This window comes from Saccharophagus degradans 2-40, assembly GCF_000013665.1.
In the GTDB taxonomy this organism is placed as follows: domain Bacteria; phylum Pseudomonadota; class Gammaproteobacteria; order Pseudomonadales; family Cellvibrionaceae; genus Saccharophagus; species Saccharophagus degradans.
The window spans coordinates 221,686-239,799 of the sequence record NC_007912.1 but is presented as its reverse complement, the minus strand read 5'-3'; the positions used below and the strand labels follow the sequence as shown (position 1 = coordinate 239,799).

Below are 18,114 nucleotides of genomic sequence, written 5' to 3'. Positions count from 1 at the left end.
ACATATGTGTGTAGCATTTTTCACAGTAGGGAACGCCTCGTTCTACGCGCCTAATTCGATATTTTGATGACTCACAGCGACCGCACTCGCGCATAGAACTAACCACCGTTGCAGTCCTTAAGCAATAGATTTGCTCGATCAACCCTATATTGGCTTTTAGAACGTCTTTTTAGATTCCTTAGCTCTTGGGTATAGACAACCGGGTTATAGGCTCGATATACCTTTCTCCCTACTGGAAGCTTATCAATTTCACGCATTATAAATTCATCAAAAACTGACCTTTCAAATTTTCGTTGCGTAACATTATTACCAACCATATATTTGTGAAACGATACTGGCCATTCAGCCATAACTTCTTCCAAGATTTTGGTGATTTTCCGCCTCGCATCAACCCTTAGTAGTTCATATTGAAGCTTTTTGCCTTTTAAAGAGCTTGTGAGTTCCCCGCCATCAACTTCGACTATGACTTTTATGAGATTTCTGATATTCCTCAGAAAATTTGTAGTAGAAAAATCTATAGATAGATTGCAGCCAACCACCCCTTCCGACGAAACGGTGAGTAGCTGATTTCTTCTCAGAGATAAAAAATTAGTATCATTGGGTCTAATTAGGCTTAAGCTCCGATTGCAGCTCCAGCACAGATCCACCCGTTCAGACTTATGAGGGATAATTTTTTCTTCACAATACTGGCAAGCGTCAAGAAGTTGGAAGGAGTGTCGATCACAGTAAGTATAGAAAGCAAATCGCCAATGTTTTCGAAAATAGGGATTTTCACCCAGGCAGTACGGACAATACTGCAATCCGAAATTATTCCTACTACGCCCATGTATACCAATCGATAAAATCATCGGAGTAATCGCTTCAACGTCCAACCAATTTGAAGGAACATTTTTCTGCATCTTGCGGAATGTCATGGATTCAATTGTTTCAATGCTTTCGCCAGAATAAATAGACAATTTCTCATTTAGCTTTGCAGGAGTGTATCGGTCGATATCTCGATCCCATATGGGAGTGCTTGGCAATAAGCGCTCGCAAAAGCGATACGGATTGACGCCGGTATAAAATGAATTTCTGGCTAACCACGAACTAAGTAACTCATCAGATTTTGGTGTAAGTGGGTATGGCCAGTAACTCGGAAATAATTTATTTGTTGGCTTGGAGACCATAGTCTTTCAGCTTTACATAGTTAATTTTATTTAATATTTCCAGAGTAATTTTTTCTTTACCTTCCCTTAATGCCTCCGTTGTGGCCATGACAAGGACGCGGTTCAAGCCGCCAATTGTCCCTTCGCTCATATTAAATAATTTCGTCGCTATCTCCCTGTTATTTAAGTAAGAGGGCTCTGCCAGAGGTAACAACCTTTCAAAGCTTACGAGCAGTTTTATAAATTCCTTATCTAACTTCCATTTAGAAAGGCCAATTGCTTCAAATCGACTAGATAACTGTGTATCAGTATGGAAAACAGTTATGGCCTCCCGTGTCCCTACGCCAACAATCGGAATTTTAAGAAGATTTGTCAGCTTTTTTAGTACTGCTAAAAATGCACGCTGCTCTCGACTCGTACAATGAAGTATGTCGTGAAACTCATCCAAAATAACAATTCGTGTTTGAAGTGCAAGCAACATGCGATGGGCTTGATCTTTCTTCGACTCAACACCATCACTTGTCTTATGAGCAACTCTAAGCGCAAACAAAATTTGACTATAAAATTCCGAATCTTTTGGGCGAGACGGCATATCCATAACCAGAACAGGCTTAATAGGTTCTCCGGTTTCTTTAAATGTAACCTCATGTCTAGCCGAAAACTCTTCAACAATTGTACTTTTGCCGTTACCTGGCTCCCCAACCAGCAGTGCACACGGCATCCGTATGGACTTCGGGTATTGCATGAGGTCTTCCAGATACCCAAGTATCTCATCCGCTCGAGTATAACCGACCCAGAAATCACTTCTCACCCAGTCTAATTTGTCTTTTAATGACTGACCGATAATTGGCACCACCGACTCATCTAGATGCTCAAACATAGCTTTATTTCCTTCTTATATCGGAGAAAAATTCTTCACGCATCGAGAATATGTCTTCAGACTCTTCTTGATCTTGAACAAAAAATTTTTCGTCATTAGGCTTAGGGAGGGCCACACTAATTATTTCAGATGGGGAAGTCACTTTAGAAAGTTTTTTTGCCCTTTCATTTCTATGCGCTTTTAACTTAGTCAGCTTAGTTTTCTTTTTTGCTTCATCAACTCGATCTTTCATTCTAATTAACGCATTAAATATTAAATCTTCATCTACATGTTTAACGCCATCTTCGATAAGTTTTCTTCTTGCCTCTCTCAGCTCCCAAATGCTGACTGGAGGAAAGGACGTGTTTCTGTAGGGAATGACGTAGTAAGATTTAATGTCAGGATCAAAGAAAAATATTTTTGAAATATCCCTTGGGTCACGTCTCACAGTAAATTTTCTTTTCCTGCGATCGTCATTAGGATCTTTCGAGTTTATCCACCTATTAAGCACTTCGTGATAATAGTTAATACAATCTATTTGTATTCCATAATTTTGAACACTCCGTGTTTCGTACGGTAAAAAATCCAAGACAAAGCGATCTGGATCTGCAGGAATATCCGGTAAACCTACTCCAGGCCGATCATCATCACCCAAAACACCAAGCTCCCACATTCTTTTGGGTGTAACATTGATTGAACTATGTATCCTTTGGTGGTATACGTTAACGATAAAATCCACAAGGTGCTGCTCCACCTCGTGTAGAGTCATCACAGCCTCCTTTCCCGAATTATATCCTTTACGATCTTCAGGCTTAGAAAAAGTAGTACCAGGCAATTTATGCAATAACCGTGAGGCAACCCCCATATACCGTTCGATATGAGCCCCATAGTGGGGAGTTTTGACGGGACGAAGGGTCAAATCCATGTCGTATTGCTGGCAGCTTTTCCTTAGCATTTCTCCGCGGAACTCTCTCGCGTTGTCTACATGAATCGCTCTCATTTTCCCGCACATAGGCCACTCTCCGGGAACATCGAGGTTGGCGAGGTACTCCGTTTTTGGTAGCGTCGATCGCGCTATGCAGATGCCAGCAGCCGTAGCACTAGGAGCATCCATACTGACATAAACGCCTAATATTGCTCGACTCCAGACGTCAATCGACAAAGTTAGCCAAGGGCGCCCCAGCTCTTCTCGAGTTTTTTCATCAACCACAATGACATTTGCTTGAGTATGATCAATTTGTACAACCGCCAAAGGAAAGTCATCGCCTGGAAATGGGCCTTTAATCGGATCAAATAGGTCTCTTGCTTTATCGCGGCGCCCCCTACGCTTTAATACTTCTTTTTCGCTGATTTTTTTAATACGGGCACGTACTGTATTTGCATGCGGAGGCTTTACGCCCGCAATACGGCACATTACCTTAACCTCTTCAATAACATCAGCCGGCGTGTATCGCTGTTTACTTAAGTAAAATTCATCAATCGCAGATGCGATAATTTCCTCAAGAACTGGATCTATGAGCGTCTTGCCTTCCTTGCGACCTCTAGCCTGAGGAATCAAAGACGATAAATGGCCATCATTTTGATACGCACGCAGCCAACTATATAAAGTAGCCACATGTACTCCTGCTTCCTCTGCAACACTCTCGGCTTTCTTCCGTGTTCGAAAAGGATCATCTAATAGAGGCCGGATACATTCGAATCGAAACTGAGCGACTTTCCATTCATCATCTGAAAACTCGTTGATATCCACCGTTTCAATGAGCGCCTCACCAGATTCAGCTTCAGTCAAGCGACGTAACCGATCAATGCGAAGCTTTTTGACCGTTTTATCGTTCAAATTCTCACCTAGGACCGTATCCACACCGAGAATATGAGTTATTTTGTATTTAGATTTACCCGACTCAACTATCGAGCCAGTCTTAATCTGTAAGAAAGCGGAATTTGACATGTGCTCCTCTCGTTTATCCAGATTGAACTGGTCATCGATAGCTTCTTAAACAAATCTGTTTTCACTTGCTGATTCGCGATCAGGAACCATAAGCATCTAAGCCCCTTCAAACGCCATTCATCTGAGTCGAAAGCGGCTTCAAGTAAGATTTTCGGGGTCGCGCAAGGACCTAACACCCTCAAAGTTTCAACTATGGATTTCTTCACACCGAGCTCCACAGGAATGTCCATAAACCCTCTCAAGAAACGAACATTCTCAACCAGAGAATTACCGCGTATTTCCTTTTCAGTGATTACCCTAAAAATCATGCCTCGCTCACTGGCGAAGGAAATAGCCGCTTTAAACTTGGGTTTCAGTTCGCGCCAGTTTTCCATAAGATCTTTTCGATATTTCACCTCAAATAGCACAGGTTTGAAGCTCTCATACTCCACCAAAAGGTCAGGAAAATAGCGCCTGTGTCCGTCAAATGCGATTTCCACAGGCTGAGATACCGCCTTTGTCACCGCTCTATCAAAGCTAACTACCTGCAAAAGATCTCTTTCTAGAGAAGATTCAAAGGGTTGGGACTCCTCAGCACCCCGGAAAGACACGCGCCCCGTGATGCTTCGGTTATTTTTAGGGATTGACCTAGCACCACCTTTAGAAGTCAGTCGTGACATTAGCTGTAATCTCTCAATTCAGTCGTGTAATAAGATGTAATTATGAGCTATATTAAATGTAACATCTCGTGCAAGTCCTTGATATTTAAAAGTGCAGAAAAGTGTAATTAGCTGGAATTGACAGCGGCAGCCACCCCAAACCAGGGGAGATTTCACTGGCCCACAGGGGTGTGTTATTTATGGATGAACTGCCAGAATTCCCCCGCCAAGTGCTAGAAGTGCTGCGCGAGCCACTAGAAAGCAGGCATATTTGTATTTCGCGCGCCAACGCTCAGGTTACCTACCCTGCAGATTTCTTATTGGTAGCGGCGATGAACCCCTGCCCCTGCGGTTATCACAACGACGGTACCAATCGCTGCCGCTGCACCCCACCACAGGTTGAGCGCTACACCAATAAAATATCCGGGCCGCTGCTAGACCGCATTGACTTGCATGTGCCCGTGCGCGCAATGCCCATTGAGGAGCTGCAAAGCAAACCCGATGGTGAACCCAGCGCGGCAATACGCGCCCGCGTGCGCGAGAGTCGCAACCGCCAATTGCAGCGGCAAGCCAAACCTAATAGCGAACTTAGCGGTAAAGAACTAAAACAACGCTGTGAACTAGGGGATGCCGAGCGTCACTTACTGGCGCAAGCCATGCAAAAGCTAAATTTATCTGCCCGTGCCTACGATCGTACCTTGCGTATTGCACGCACCATTGCCGATATGGTGGGCGAAGAGCAAATAAATATGACTCACTTAAGCGAAGCACTGGGTTATCGCACACTGAGTTAGCCGCTTAGCCGCTAATCTCACATCTAAGCGCAGCCCCCCTTTCTAGGGGGCGCCAATCAAGCTAGACTTGCGCCCTCAGTAATCCACCCAAGTTGTACCCGTGACCACCCTAAACCCCAGACAAAAAGAAGCCGTTCACTATATTGATGGCCCAAGCCTTGTGCTTGCTGGCGCCGGCTCCGGTAAAACCAGCGTTATTACCCGCAAAATTGCCTATATGATTCAGGAATGCGGTATTCCAGCGCGCCATATAGCCGCCGTAACCTTTACCAATAAGGCGGCACGAGAGATGAAAGAGCGGGTAACCAAACTGGTAAAAGGCAGCGCTGCTCGCGGCTTAACGGTTTCTACCTTCCACAATTTGGGCTTGAATATTATTCGCCGCGAACACAAAACCTTGGGGTTTAAGTCGGGTTTTACCATTTTCGACCAAGAAGACGCTCGCGGCCTTATTAAAGAAATAATGCTAAAAGACGGCGATACCAACACCGATATGATCGACTTGGTACAAAGCCAAATATCCAACTGGAAAAACGGCCTTATCGAACCCGACGAAGCGCTCTCTAAAGCGCAAAGCGAGGGCGAGCAAACTTGGGCGCTGGTTTTTGAACGCTACAACAAGGCCCTAAAAGCCTACAACGCCGTCGATTTTGACGATCTTATCCGCTTACCTTCTAAGCTTTTTTCGGAGCACCCCGAGGTGCTAAACCGCTGGCAGCAGCGCATTCGCTACCTGCTGGTAGACGAGTATCAAGATACCAACTCCAGCCAGTACAAGGTGGTACAGCAACTTATTGGCGATAGAGGCACACTTACCGTGGTGGGCGACGACGATCAGTCCATCTACGCTTGGCGCGGCGCACGACCAGAAAATATGTCGCTACTGAAGGTGGATTTCCCCAGCTTGCATGTAATTAAGCTCGAGCAAAACTACCGCTCCACGGCGCGCATTCTAAAGGCTGCAAACGTGCTTATTGCCAACAACCCACACGAATTCGACAAAACCCTGTGGAGTGACCTGGGCATGGGCGAAACAATTCGTGTAATAAAGTGCCCCACTGAGGATGCCGAAGCCGAGCGCGTTGCCACCGAAATACTTACCCAAAGGCTGCGTCGCCAATGCAAGTTTAAAGACTTCGCCGTACTTTACCGCGGCAACCATCAGGCGCGCTTGATGGAGCTAAAACTTCAACACCACCAAATACCCTACAACATAAGCGGCGGCACCAGTTTTTTTGCCCGCGCAGAGATTAAAGACATAATGGGTTACCTGCGACTAATCGCCAACCCAGCCGACGACAACGCTTTTTTACGCGTAGTGAACACCCCACGCCGGCAAATAGGCACCGGCACACTCGAAGCCTTGGGCCGCTACTCTACCGAGCGCGACATTAGCCTGTGGGCAGCGTGCGACGAAATGGGGTTGCAGGCGCTCATCCCCAAGCAGGGCTTAGAGCGTATTCGCAAGTTTTCGGGCTGGTTAAATAGCGTGCGCAGCAACTGCCACAACGGCGACCCAGTGCAGGCTATTCGCGAAATGATAGACGATATAGATTACGAGGGCTGGCTGCACCAAAACGCTAGCTCGCCAAAAGTTGCAGAGAAACGCTTCGAAAACGTGAACATTCTCGTCGAAAGTATTAAAAACAGCCTCGAACGTGACGAAAACGAAGACGCTGACGGAGAAGAGCGCATCAACACCGCCATATCCAAATTATTGCTGCAGGATATGCTGGAAAGACAGGAAGAAGAAGACGAAACCGATCGTGTTCAACTAATGACCCTGCACGCCTCAAAGGGCTTGGAATTCCCCCACGTATTCTTATTGGGCCTAGAAGAAGAAATTCTGCCCCACAGAAACAGCATAGAAGAAGACAACATAGAAGAAGAGCGCCGCCTAGCCTACGTAGGCATTACCCGCGCCCAACGCACACTCACCATGACACTCGCCGGTACCCGCAAACAATTCGGCGAAAAACAAACCACCACCCCCAGCCGCTTTTTAGACGAACTACCACCGGAAGACGTAGAAAGAGAAGGCTTTAGCGAAGCCACACCAGAACAAATAGAAAAGAAAGGCAAAGAGACACTGAGCTCTTTGAAGGGGATGTTTGATTAGGGGATAGTTTACAGAGAGAAAGTGGACAGTTAACAGCTGCTGTAAGCTGAAAACTGCCCACTGCTAGGCTAGCCCTTATTTCGACTCTTCAACCATATAATCAACAGCGGCTTTGATTTCGTCGTCGGAGCAATCGAAACACAAGCCTTTTGCTGGCATGCCGTTAAAACCGCTAATAGCGTGGGTGTGTAACGTTTCCATGCCTTTTGCTATACGTGGCGCCCAAGCTGCTGCATCACCTAGCTTAGGCGCGTTTGCCGCGCCAGTCGCATGACAGGTTGCACATTTAGCTTTATACACCGCATCGCCAGAGCGTGGGCCTTCAGAAACCGGCGCTGCAGCCGCTGCGGCACACTCATCACCAGCCATACACAACTCGCCAACAGGCTTGATGCGCTCTTCAATAGAATCTGTACCCGCAAACGCCAATGCAGATACACCAACCGCAGCAACAACTACCAACTTCAATAAACTTTTCATCGAATCATCCTGTTATCAATAACAGCCAAAAATTAAGTAGCCGGATTATAGCCACAAACACACTGCCTTGTCAGTTATCCCAACCGAATACCTTGCTCAAACGTAGACGAACGCTCAAGACCCGCGTATTATGCGCAGCTTCAACGGGCCGGCCCCGAGTATTACTTTAATACGCATACTACCGCTAGGTAGATGAATTAAATGTAATCAAAAACGAAAACCTCTTTCCGCACCCTTAATTGCTAACTAATAGCTCAGCTGGGTGAGGTGAGCGGGTACAAAGCACCGCTTTGTGCGAACCGAACGCCGCCAATCTACGATTGGTGGCCGGGCCTCACGCAGTGAGGGAGTAGGTACCAGTGCGTAGCGCTGGCATCTATGAGATAAATAGATTTAGTTTAAAAAACCTCTTTCCGCACCCGTAGCTCAGCTGGATAGAGTAGGTGGCTTCGAACCACTTGGTCGGGAGTTCGAATCTCTCCGGGTGCGCCATATAAAACAGCCTCGTCTAAAGACGGGGCTTTTTTGTATGTGCCACCCGGCGAGTGAGAACTCCCGCAGTTCGACAAAATGCCTGGAGCATTTTGAACCGCCAAAGGCGCCCGCAGGGTGGTGCACATGGATGTGCACCAGTTAATCTCTCCGGGTGCGCCATATAAAACAGCCTCGTCTTTAGACGGGGCTTTTTTGTATGTGCCATCCGGCGAGTGAGAACTCCCACAGTTCGACAAAATGCCTGGAGCATTTTGAACCGCCAAAGGCGCCCGCAGGGTGGTGCACATGGATGTGCACCAGTTAATCTCTCCGGGTGCGCCATTTTCGATGTGCTGAAAAGGCACTGAGATCAAAGACTTGGGGGCTGTTGCCCCCTGATGGCTTTCCGAAATAAGCCGGGTTTTCCGAAAAACCTAGCAGACTAGAGGATCGATCTCCTCAATTCCCTGCTGGCAATGCTTCTTGGTAACATTAGCGCTAGAGTGTGCCAGAAGTTGCTTCGTTTGAAAGAGTGTAATTACCCTAGCCTAGTAAAACTTCAGATCATACACTCGAAATCTCTGAAAGCTCCCCTGCCCAGCGGCCAATACTTACCTGCAGCTTCTCTTCTACTTTTCCTTTAAACTTCCCTTCAACTCCAAATAGAAATCGCTGCCTTTCTAACGAACTTAATCTGGCTTGCCTTTCTTTTTCTTCCCATTTTTTATTTCTTGAATTTATTTGAAATACACAGCTTCGTTCCAGTTAGCCTTTTTGTTTGGATAACCAATTAAGCAAAACTTGGATTAGGAACCTCAGATTAAATTTTTTGCGCCAAAAGCACACCAGCGGATTTGGCACCGTTCCGTGCGCGAGGGTGAAAAGTTAAGACCAAGTGAGCTTGATGAGAAAAAGTTAGAAATACTGGAGCTTCAGGAGTAGCGAAACAATTCGGCTTGGGCAAGCGACTTCCCTTTTCTGCGAAGACAGAGAATTGAGCAAGATATGCTTGGTGATTTTTGACACTCTAGCTGCTTGATCACACCTAGGACTCCCACAAAAAGCGGTAGGGTTTTTAGCCCTACCGCTAAGCACGAGAATACACACGTAGTTATTTAATTGATGAACCTTTTATTGCACGTTAATAACCACGCGGCGGTAGGCATAGAGGTTAGGGGAACCGTTATCACGCAGGGTTAGCAAAATGTGGATATCCTTCCCACCAGCATTCGACGGAATCTGAACATTGGCGCTGGCTGAACTACTATTACTAATGCTCACGGAACCACTGTAAGAATCCGCTTCGCCGTAGTGAGACCACGAATAATTAAGGCTATCTCCATCCGGGTCACTCGAGCCGCTAGCATCCAGCGAAACTGTCGAACCCGCAGACGCATTGAGATACATTACTGCCTCGTTAGCATCATTATTAACAACGGGTACTGGGTGGTGGTTCGCTGCAGAATAGTTACTCTCAATGGCCCAATCCATACGTGCCTGAAAGTCGTTGTGAATTGCAGTGCTCCACCGCTTAATGGATTCGCCATTCTCAGTATACATGTAGTAGGTATCGTAGACGGCATCTTCACCACTCATGCACGACATACCACGTACACCAGCTTGTTTGCTAGGGAAACGCCCACCCCAGCCCCCCATGGAAACCACTGATGGGTCGTTCAATCCCGGATTAGCCATATGCAGAAATGCTGGTGTATCCCCCTCTGTTGCATATCGACGATTTGGGTATACAGCACCCAGTGCACCGTGACTCTGAATGTGATTATCCAGATAACTATCAGAGGGTTGCCAGCTGTAAACAGATCGCGCGCGAATGTAGATAAGGTTTGGAAAGTTTTTAGCCAGCCAAGTGCCCGCATTGTCTTGCCCGAGAATATCGTATACACGTAACTTGCTGATAAAAGCATCCAATTGCGCTTGCGAGCGCGTGTTTTGCACTTTCCACACTGCCTGAGCAATAGTATTACATCCACCCCAACAAGTTGCCCATACAGGACGTGGATCATCTTTATCCACTGCAGCAATAATCAGGTTGGACCCGGCAGAGTCTTTGCCAGAGCCGACATCACCCATACCGTAGCCACGCTGCCCCATCACATTAATGGAATCCAGATACGCCGGAGTTGGGAATCCTTCCGCATGCTTGCTCAAATTGGGATATGCCTGGCTGTAGGCGTTGAGGATCCTGTCAACATAGGCCGTGTTACTGGTGGATTTTTTCCAACAACCTGTTGTCGTAATAATGCCCTCTAGGTCATACTCGTTGGCCATTACCAACTGGCGAACCAACGACTGCTCATCGTCTGGGTCTGCCCCCATATCCGTGGTGTGAATCACTCGGTAACGACCGCCTTCACCCGGCTCTGGCGTAGGTATAGGTGTTGGTTCCACATATTCACCACCGTCAGAGGAGGAAAGCTCGAAACCACTAAGCGTGCCGTTATCGGTAAGTGATTCAAGCGAAATCGTAACCTCGCCATCATCCACCGGGAAATCATTCACCTCGTAGGTATAAGCACCATCGTGCCCTGACAGTGAATACAGATCTACACTAGCCATCTCCTGTTGACCTTCCACAGCAAGATTAAACGAGCGGGCCCCCGCTTCAGTATGGTAAATCTCAGCAAAATGCAGCTTTAACGAATAAGTGGCATTAGTTACGGGAACAGCGTAGCTGTAGCTGCCGTAGCGCTCTGTTTGATACAAAGTACTGCTAGTAGCGCCTGCGATGCTGTCGGTGGTGGAACCGGTGGAGCCGCCCAATGAATGAACATCAGCTACAAAATTCACACCATCTAGAGATGTGGCACCGCCCCCAGCGTTTATAGCAATTACTAGCTCATTACCACCACTTGAACTGGAAGAAGAGCTAGACGAACTTGAGCCGCTGGAAGAAGAACTAGAACTGCTATTAGCATGGCTGCTGATAATATTGCCCACAGAGGCAGTCAGGCTCAGACTATCGAGCTTAGCTCCATCTTCTCGGCGCTGAATATAAAGAGTATGAACACCAGCAGACACTCCGTTAAAGGTAGTTGGCGAGAGAGTTTCAAAACCGCTGGTAGAAGTGTTGTTCTGGGTACTCCAAACACCAGAGTCAAGTTTGTAATAAAACGAATCATCATTGCCATTTGCCAAGCTCGCTCTTATATCGAAGGACACATTTGCCGTTTGCGACAATTCAAACGACACTGCCAAAGTACCAGATTGGCCATCGGAGGCTCCGCTTAGCAGTTGGTCACCATTATTGGGCCAAACGATGTACTGGCCGCCACTGGCACTACTGTCATTCTGCACGCTAAATGGTGAAAAGCCATTCTGGCCGCTCAAATTCTCTAGCTCAATAGTCACTGTATTAGCGCCCCCGCTGCCGGAAGAAGAGCTGGTACTAGAACTCGACGAGCTGCTGCTCGAGCTAGAAGAATTAGAAGAACTAGAAGAACTAGAAGAACTAGAAGAACTAGAAGAACTAGAAGAACTAGAAGAACTAGAAGAACTAGAAGAACTAGAAGAACTAGAAGAACTAGAAGAGGATGATGAAGTCATACCTCCAGCGCAAGAAGGCAATTCAAAATTGCCGTTGTGAGCCCCCTGAAAACCAAAGGATGTAGACTGCCCGGGCGACAAGTTTCCATTGTAACCCACGTTGCTGGCCATGACTGTGGTGCCAACAGTAGACACATTCGCATTCCAACCGGCGCTCACGCTTGGCGGCTGATTAAAACCAAGCGTAACGTCCCAACTATTAATACTGTAACTACTATCGTTGACAACTGTTACATTGGCCGTATAACCGCTATTCCAGCTGTCGGCCGAAACCGTACAACTAAGCGCCTGAGCTTGCTGCGTCGCCAGCGCGAGCGTCATTGCACCAAGCGAAATAACTATCTTTGAATTAAATGGCAAGGGATACATAAGCCCTCCTTAATTTAAATGGATGGTTTGAAGAAATGGAAGTGGTTTACACAAAATTGCAATCGCCAACTCGAGTCCAGGAAGAATCACTTCCAGGAACAGTTGCGGTGTACCAGTTTGCTCGATATAGAACACCCTGATAGCTCATGTAGTCACCGCTATTGGCGTGGTTATAGTCACCCCCAGACCAATCTTTTGCTGTCCAGCTGGGGTATTCATTAACACCGTCACAACTTGCGACTGCCGCGCCGCTGCTGCTTGAAGAACTAGAACTGCTGGATGAACTGGAGCTGCTGGAAGAGCTGGAGCTACTGCCTGTACTAGCGGAAACCTGACCAACTGAAGCATTCAGAGTTACCTTATCGAGTTTCGCCCCATCTTCTCTGCGGAGAATGTGTAAGGTATGGGATCCTGTGGATACATTAGAGAAAGTTGCTGGGGTTAAGGTGCCCCAACCAGACGTGGAAGCGTTGTTCTGAGTATTCCAAGAGCCTGAGTCCAGCTTGTAATAAAAAGAGTCGTCATTGCCGTTAGCTAGGTCTGCACGAATCTGAAATTGCACATCCGCCGATTGCGACAGGGTAAAGTGCACCTGAATTTGCCCGCTGGCGCTATCGGAGGGTGAGCTTACAATCTGATTGCCGTTGTTAGGCCATACCACGTACTGGCCGCCCGCTGCGCTGCTGTCACTCTGTACCGAGAATGGCGAAAAGTTACTGCTATCCGACAAAGATTCTAGCTCTACCGTCAAACTACTTGGGCCACCAGAGGAACTTCCCGAAGAAGAACTACTGGAAGACGAACTGCTAGAGGAGGATGAACTACTTGAAGAGGTTGAGCCGCCACGATTGTTCTCCAGATAGTTCATCAACCAGGTCATCGCTGGACGATGGGAGCCATCAGCACGAATCAAACCTGTGCCTTCTCGCCAGGTGGCCCCCACCATATAACCCCACAAAGTTATGCCACGTACACTTGGGTGGTTGTAAAATACAGGGAATTGATCACGCATAATACGCAGCTGCTCCTGATCATTGGTGCTGCGAACATCGTATTCAGAGATATAAATTGGCAAACCCAAATTGGCGATACGATCCAGAGTCGATTTTAATTGCGACGCAGAAAGGCTCTCCAGACCGTGGGCCTGCAAACCCAAAGCATCTACTACTCCGGCGTTAATTACCGGCTGGGCCATCGCTATAAAATCATTGGTGTTCCAAATAAGTACGTTGTAGTCGTTCAACACTAACGTGGCATTGGGGCAGTACTGACGTGCCAGCTGGAAGGACTTGATTATCCAGTTGTCGCCAAATGCATCGCGAGCATAATTTGCTGGCGCGTGGCCCGGCGTTGCTTCATTGACAACATCGATAATATCGGTGGCTGGGTAACGGTTACAGTAATCGCGAATCCACTCTTCAATCTCAGCGGCTTTTTCCGCGTTACTTAAATTGTTTATCCAGCTGGGATATTGACTGCCCCATACTAAAGTATGTGCTTTAAATGGGATGCCGTTGGCACGGGCAAAATTGTAGGCGGCATCTTGGCCGCTCCATGAATAGTTGTCGCGACTGCGCTCCACCGAGCCCCACTTGCCTTCATTCTCTGGGGTAATCTGATCCCAGTAGTCCATGAAGTCGTTGCGCACACTACCATTGGTAGTGATATTACCAACAAACTGCACATTTTGAGCACCAGCTCCCTGGGCAATACCCAGCGACAAAGCAACTCCTGCAACCCACGATAGCGTAGGCTTAATTAACTTCTTCATAACTTAAGCTCCGGACAAAAAAATTGTTATTGATTTTTTATTGACCTAGGCCACACAAATTAAGAATCACATGTGAAACTTAACCAAGGGATAGGATTTAGTACGAAAGAAATGCGCACTCCTGAAAACACTTGCCGCGGATTCTTATTACTATTTAGCGATTTGTGCCATCAGTCTTGCAAGCCAAGTTTAGGAGCACGGTATTGTGGGAATAACAATATTGGAGATAATTACTCGTCGATGCAGAAAAAATAATAAATCTTGCGTTTTATACAAGTTCAAGATGTTTATCGCGCCATCCATCATGCGAAAATCTCTGTTTGATAAAATAAAGTTCATCAAACGGCTAGCATCATCCAAAACACAATAATCAAAAAGAGGGCGGCGCGCTAAAACACAATGTAATACTTGCACTAATAACGCTTATTAAAATATCGGATGACATAAATACACATGTAAAACCATGCATTAATTTTTCAGCTTTCCTTGCACTCTATGCTTTAATTCAACATCTTCACCCGCATGCCGGCTTATTAATCTCGACTTTCCCGTAAACGCAAGGGCAAGCGTCACAATTTTTTCATGCGCATTTTTTATTATGGCTTTCACACTTTCACCGCTTACCACACGACACCTTAAGACGAAAGCAATACACTACAGCCAAGACTTAGAATCGTGTCTTGGCATGCAAAAGGTTTATAGCTTTGGCAATTACCATTTATGCGCCAGCGTAACAATGAGCACAGTAAACAGGCGAAAAGACAAATAGAATTTCAGTTACTTAGTAAGGCTTGAGTTAATAAACGCTTTTCGCAGTCAATCAAGCAGAAATGACTGCTTGATTGACTCATAATTCACAACCTAAAAGCACTTCTAATGTGACACATATAAAAACAAATCTAACCGCTAGCAAGGGCGAATAATATTCGGTAAGCTTCCAATCGTTAAAGTCGATAATAATAAAGCTGGGCCCTGTATCCCTCTGCACATGACACGGTTAATTTGTGGCTTGATAATGCTCTGACGCCGACTGGTTTAGATCTCAATGTTGAATTTTTACAAACAAATCACGGCTTATTTTTTCGTAAAATTACTGCTAAGTTTTGCTGTTATTTTTCTTGCCTATCATTTTATGGAGGTAAGCATACCGCTGCTACCAAAAGAAAAAAGTCCCTATGCATGGTCGCTTAGGGCTTTTTCAGATCAACTGCTTGGCGGAAAATCCACAGTGACGTTTCTGGGCGACAGTCGCTCTATTTACTATCGCTATCAAGTAAATACTGCCGTAAAATTCCCTTTCGCAGGCGCTCGCCTTACCTTCGAAAAACTAGAAGACCTTAGTCGCTACACGGCTGTTTCTTTTACCTCTCAGTGTGATAAATACAATGTTATGACATTTCACATACACAGCTTTGATGCCCATATTACGAAAGACGATGACTTCTATAGCTACCGCTTTGCCGAAAAAGATTTTACTTGTGAAGCAACTAAAAATCAGCACATCATTGATTTAAAGTATTTAAATGTACCAGTCTGGTGGTTAAAACAAAATAATATACCAGTATCCGATACACATTATAGGTTGGACAAAACACGAGCTCTATCGTTCGATAACGACCATCGAGGGCCACTAGGAATTCCCTTGCACACACATATCGAAAATTTAACATTGCACTATCAGGATTGGCGATACATTTGGTTAGCTATTGGGTTATTAACTGTAACTTGGCTAATTTTTTTAATTTATTGGTTAAAGCGTTATAGTCGGTGTTTGGTATCGACAGTGAAAATGAATATCGCGGAAAATAAACCGTTCATCGCCTATCAACAACTATCACTGGAACCCCACCGAGATAGAGAAAAAACAGAGTTGTTACGATTCATGGGTTTAGAATTTACCAACCCGGAAATGAGCCTGGAATATACGGTTAAAAACCTCGGTCTTAATCGAACAAAAATAAATAATTTATTAAAAGAAGAGTTGGGACTTACGTTTACAGCTTATCTGAATAAATTGCGCTTGGCAGAGGCATCAAAACTAATTTCCAATCGGGAAAACAGAAATATATCCGAAATCGCATTTTCTGTAGGCTTTAATAACATTTCCTATTTCAATAGGCTATTTAAAAATGAGTTTGGCTGTACCCCTAAAAAATTCGAATCGATATCAAAAGATAGATAACGGGCATCAACATGCTAAACTTTTATAAAAGTACTGCTTTATCGTTTTTTGCGTTGGTTCTGTTAACTGCAGCATGGGTGTGGCTGTGCAATAGCAAAATGGAATTGGTTCACGAGCTGCTTCCCGCAGATTCGAGTACAATTCCTTGGCACTTTCATGCACTTACTGATATTGAAAAAGGAGGAAGTTCTTCCATTCAAATTAACGATTCCGAACAAACCATTAACTACACATACGTACTCACCGACAAAATAACATACCCCCATGCCACAGTATTTATTGCCTTCGACCTTCTGAATAATGCAGCGCACTACGTTGACCTGCGCCGCTATTCAAAAGCTGCGTATAAATTAAAGTGCAATCCAGAAAACATCTTATCGCTGCACCTCCACACTTTTGATCCAAAGGTTACACAGGTGTCTAATTTATCTAGCTTTCGCATATCTGAGAGTTTTGGCCACTGCGGTGAACAATGGACCGAAATTGAAGTCGATCTACACCATCTCAACGTACCCGCTTGGTGGCTGAACCAATTTGCGCTTAATAATTCAGAACAGAGCTACCAATTGGAGCAGGTGCTGGCATTTTCTATCGGCGCGTCCAAACAAGGTCCAATAAATACACCTGCACAAGTAAGTGTACACAGGCTCACTTTGTACGGGCAGGATACTCGTTGGTTTTGGTTGGCATTGTTTGTAACAGTAATACTTTGGTTCTCGGCCATTACCGTTATGTTAAGAGCCTACACCAAAGCATTAACAAAAGACGTGCGCAAGAGAATGAAGCAGAGCCTGCCCCTGTTAGCATTTAAAGATATATCGATCGAACCGCTAAAAGAAAACTCGCAACTGACTATTTTACTGCGATTTATAGCAACTGCTTACAATATCCCAGAGATTAGCCTAGAGTACACGTCTGCTAAAACTGGTATAGATCGCAATACCATAAATAGGCTTATGCGTGCTGAACTAGGCTTAACATTTAATGCCTACGTAACCAAGCTTCGAATGGTAGAAGCCGCCCGCATCCTCCAGTGCGAAGGAGACATTCAAGTGACAGAATTAGTCTATAAGCTAGGCTTCAAAAGTGTTGCTCACTTTTACAAACTATTCAAGGATGAATATGGTTGCAGCCCCAATAAATTTAAGACCATCCAAACAGAGGCGTTGACAAGATAAGCGGGGATGTCACTCTAACCAGCCCTCTTCAACCTCTTGGTAATTTTTGCATTATATTAAAACGATGTTGAATAGATTCACAGCAATAGATTAGCTAAATAGCGCGACGCTCTTGATTAAAGAGGTAACCGAGGACACCACCATGCAACTATGCAAATAGATAGCGGCTCCTCTGGCTTCAAGACCAATATGTTAAAGACGGGTAAGCGTTCAACACCGTCTAAATAGCGCGAATAAAAAACACCCAAAATACATCTCTCGCTTAAACTCTCTGCTAGTGCCTGTCAGGCGGAATGACGGCCACTCTAAGCTGCTTTGGGTCCAAGGCCCTGGCCAGTTACGCCGGCTACGCCATGAACAAAAATTACATCACGGGGAGCCAATAGAGTAAACGATCCTTATACGCCCTCACTGGCGTCAATATCGACAGCCCCTTTTACTATTCTACGGCTCATGAGATACTCACAACTTGCATTTTCTACTGATCTAATCAGAGCATCACGCATTTAAGAAGAGGGATTCTTCTGCTATTTCCCTCCCTCTTTATAAGCCGCCAACAGGACACTTTTCGTACAACTTTGGGTGAATGCTTA

Annotated in this window: 11 protein-coding genes and 1 tRNA gene; 5 read left to right on the top strand and 7 right to left on the bottom strand. The window is 45.6% G+C overall.

Annotated features, from left to right (window positions below; translation table 11 throughout):
* Positions 1 to 98: 98 nt before the first annotated feature.
* The 4 genes from SDE_RS00980 to SDE_RS00965 are packed head-to-tail and all read right to left on the bottom strand — an operon-like array spanning position 99 to position 4,611.
* Positions 99 to 1,166 carry a TniQ family protein gene (locus tag SDE_RS00980; RefSeq protein ID WP_083762911.1) on the bottom strand — a complete coding sequence of 356 codons (1,068 nt, stop codon included), beginning with the start codon at positions 1,164 to 1,166 and terminating at the stop codon, positions 99 to 101.
* On the bottom strand, positions 1,144 to 2,025 hold the full coding sequence (locus tag SDE_RS00975) for a TniB family NTP-binding protein (RefSeq protein ID WP_011466676.1): 882 nt from the start codon (positions 2,023 to 2,025) through the stop codon (positions 1,144 to 1,146). Before SDE_RS00975 ends, SDE_RS00980 begins: the two co-directional genes overlap by 23 nt.
* Before the next feature lie 4 nt (positions 2,026 to 2,029).
* The gene (locus SDE_RS00970; protein ID WP_143710817.1) at positions 2,030 to 3,952 is read right to left on the bottom strand and encodes a Mu transposase C-terminal domain-containing protein; all 1,923 of its coding nucleotides are present in this window, start codon (positions 3,950 to 3,952) and stop codon (positions 2,030 to 2,032) included.
* Complete coding sequence (locus tag SDE_RS00965) at positions 3,910 to 4,611, bottom strand: TnsA endonuclease N-terminal domain-containing protein (RefSeq protein ID WP_011466674.1); 702 nt, start codon at positions 4,609 to 4,611, stop codon at positions 3,910 to 3,912. Before SDE_RS00965 ends, SDE_RS00970 begins: the two co-directional genes overlap by 43 nt.
* 116 nt (positions 4,612 to 4,727) lie before the next feature.
* On the opposite strand from SDE_RS00965, the gene SDE_RS00960 reads away from it, so the two are divergent.
* Complete coding sequence (locus tag SDE_RS00960) at positions 4,728 to 5,384, top strand: ATP-binding protein (protein WP_226986524.1); 657 nt, start codon at positions 4,728 to 4,730, stop codon at positions 5,382 to 5,384.
* 100 nt (positions 5,385 to 5,484) lie between these two features.
* Positions 5,485 to 7,503 (top strand): DNA helicase Rep, encoded by a 2,019-nt coding sequence (rep, locus tag SDE_RS00955; protein ID WP_011466672.1) that lies wholly within the window; start codon positions 5,485 to 5,487, stop codon positions 7,501 to 7,503.
* Between the two features lie 75 nt (positions 7,504 to 7,578).
* On the opposite strand, the gene SDE_RS00950 is transcribed toward rep, so the two are convergent.
* A complete protein-coding gene (locus SDE_RS00950; RefSeq protein WP_011466671.1) occupies positions 7,579 to 7,983 on the bottom strand; it encodes a c-type cytochrome in 405 nt (134 codons plus the stop codon).
* Positions 7,984 to 8,398: 415 nt separating this feature from the next.
* Between SDE_RS00950 and SDE_RS00945 the strand changes: the two genes are divergently transcribed.
* Positions 8,399 to 8,475: transfer RNA gene (locus tag SDE_RS00945), tRNA-Arg, on the top strand.
* 1,113 nt (positions 8,476 to 9,588) lie between these two features.
* Here SDE_RS00945 and SDE_RS21030 read toward each other — a convergent pair.
* Together SDE_RS21030 and SDE_RS23200 are read right to left on the bottom strand one after the other, a co-directional pair.
* Positions 9,589 to 12,390, bottom strand: coding sequence for a nucleoside hydrolase-like domain-containing protein (locus tag SDE_RS21030; RefSeq protein ID WP_011466670.1), 2,802 nt, complete (start codon positions 12,388 to 12,390; stop codon positions 9,589 to 9,591).
* A gap of 46 nt (positions 12,391 to 12,436) precedes the next feature.
* Positions 12,437 to 14,161 carry an endo-1,4-beta-xylanase gene (locus SDE_RS23200; RefSeq protein ID WP_011466669.1) on the bottom strand — a complete coding sequence of 575 codons (1,725 nt, stop codon included), beginning with the start codon at positions 14,159 to 14,161 and terminating at the stop codon, positions 12,437 to 12,439.
* Between the two features lie 1,045 nt (positions 14,162 to 15,206).
* Between SDE_RS23200 and SDE_RS00925 the strand changes: the two genes are divergently transcribed.
* Together SDE_RS00925 and SDE_RS00920 are read left to right on the top strand one after the other, a co-directional pair.
* Positions 15,207 to 16,343, top strand: a complete 1,137-nt coding sequence (locus SDE_RS00925; protein WP_011466668.1) for a helix-turn-helix domain-containing protein — start codon at positions 15,207 to 15,209, stop codon at positions 16,341 to 16,343.
* An 11-nt stretch (positions 16,344 to 16,354) separates the two neighbouring features.
* Positions 16,355 to 17,521: a helix-turn-helix domain-containing protein gene (locus SDE_RS00920; protein ID WP_011466667.1), complete on the top strand. Its 1,167-nt coding sequence runs from the start codon at positions 16,355 to 16,357 to the stop codon at positions 17,519 to 17,521.
* Positions 17,522 to 18,114 lie beyond the last annotated feature (593 nt).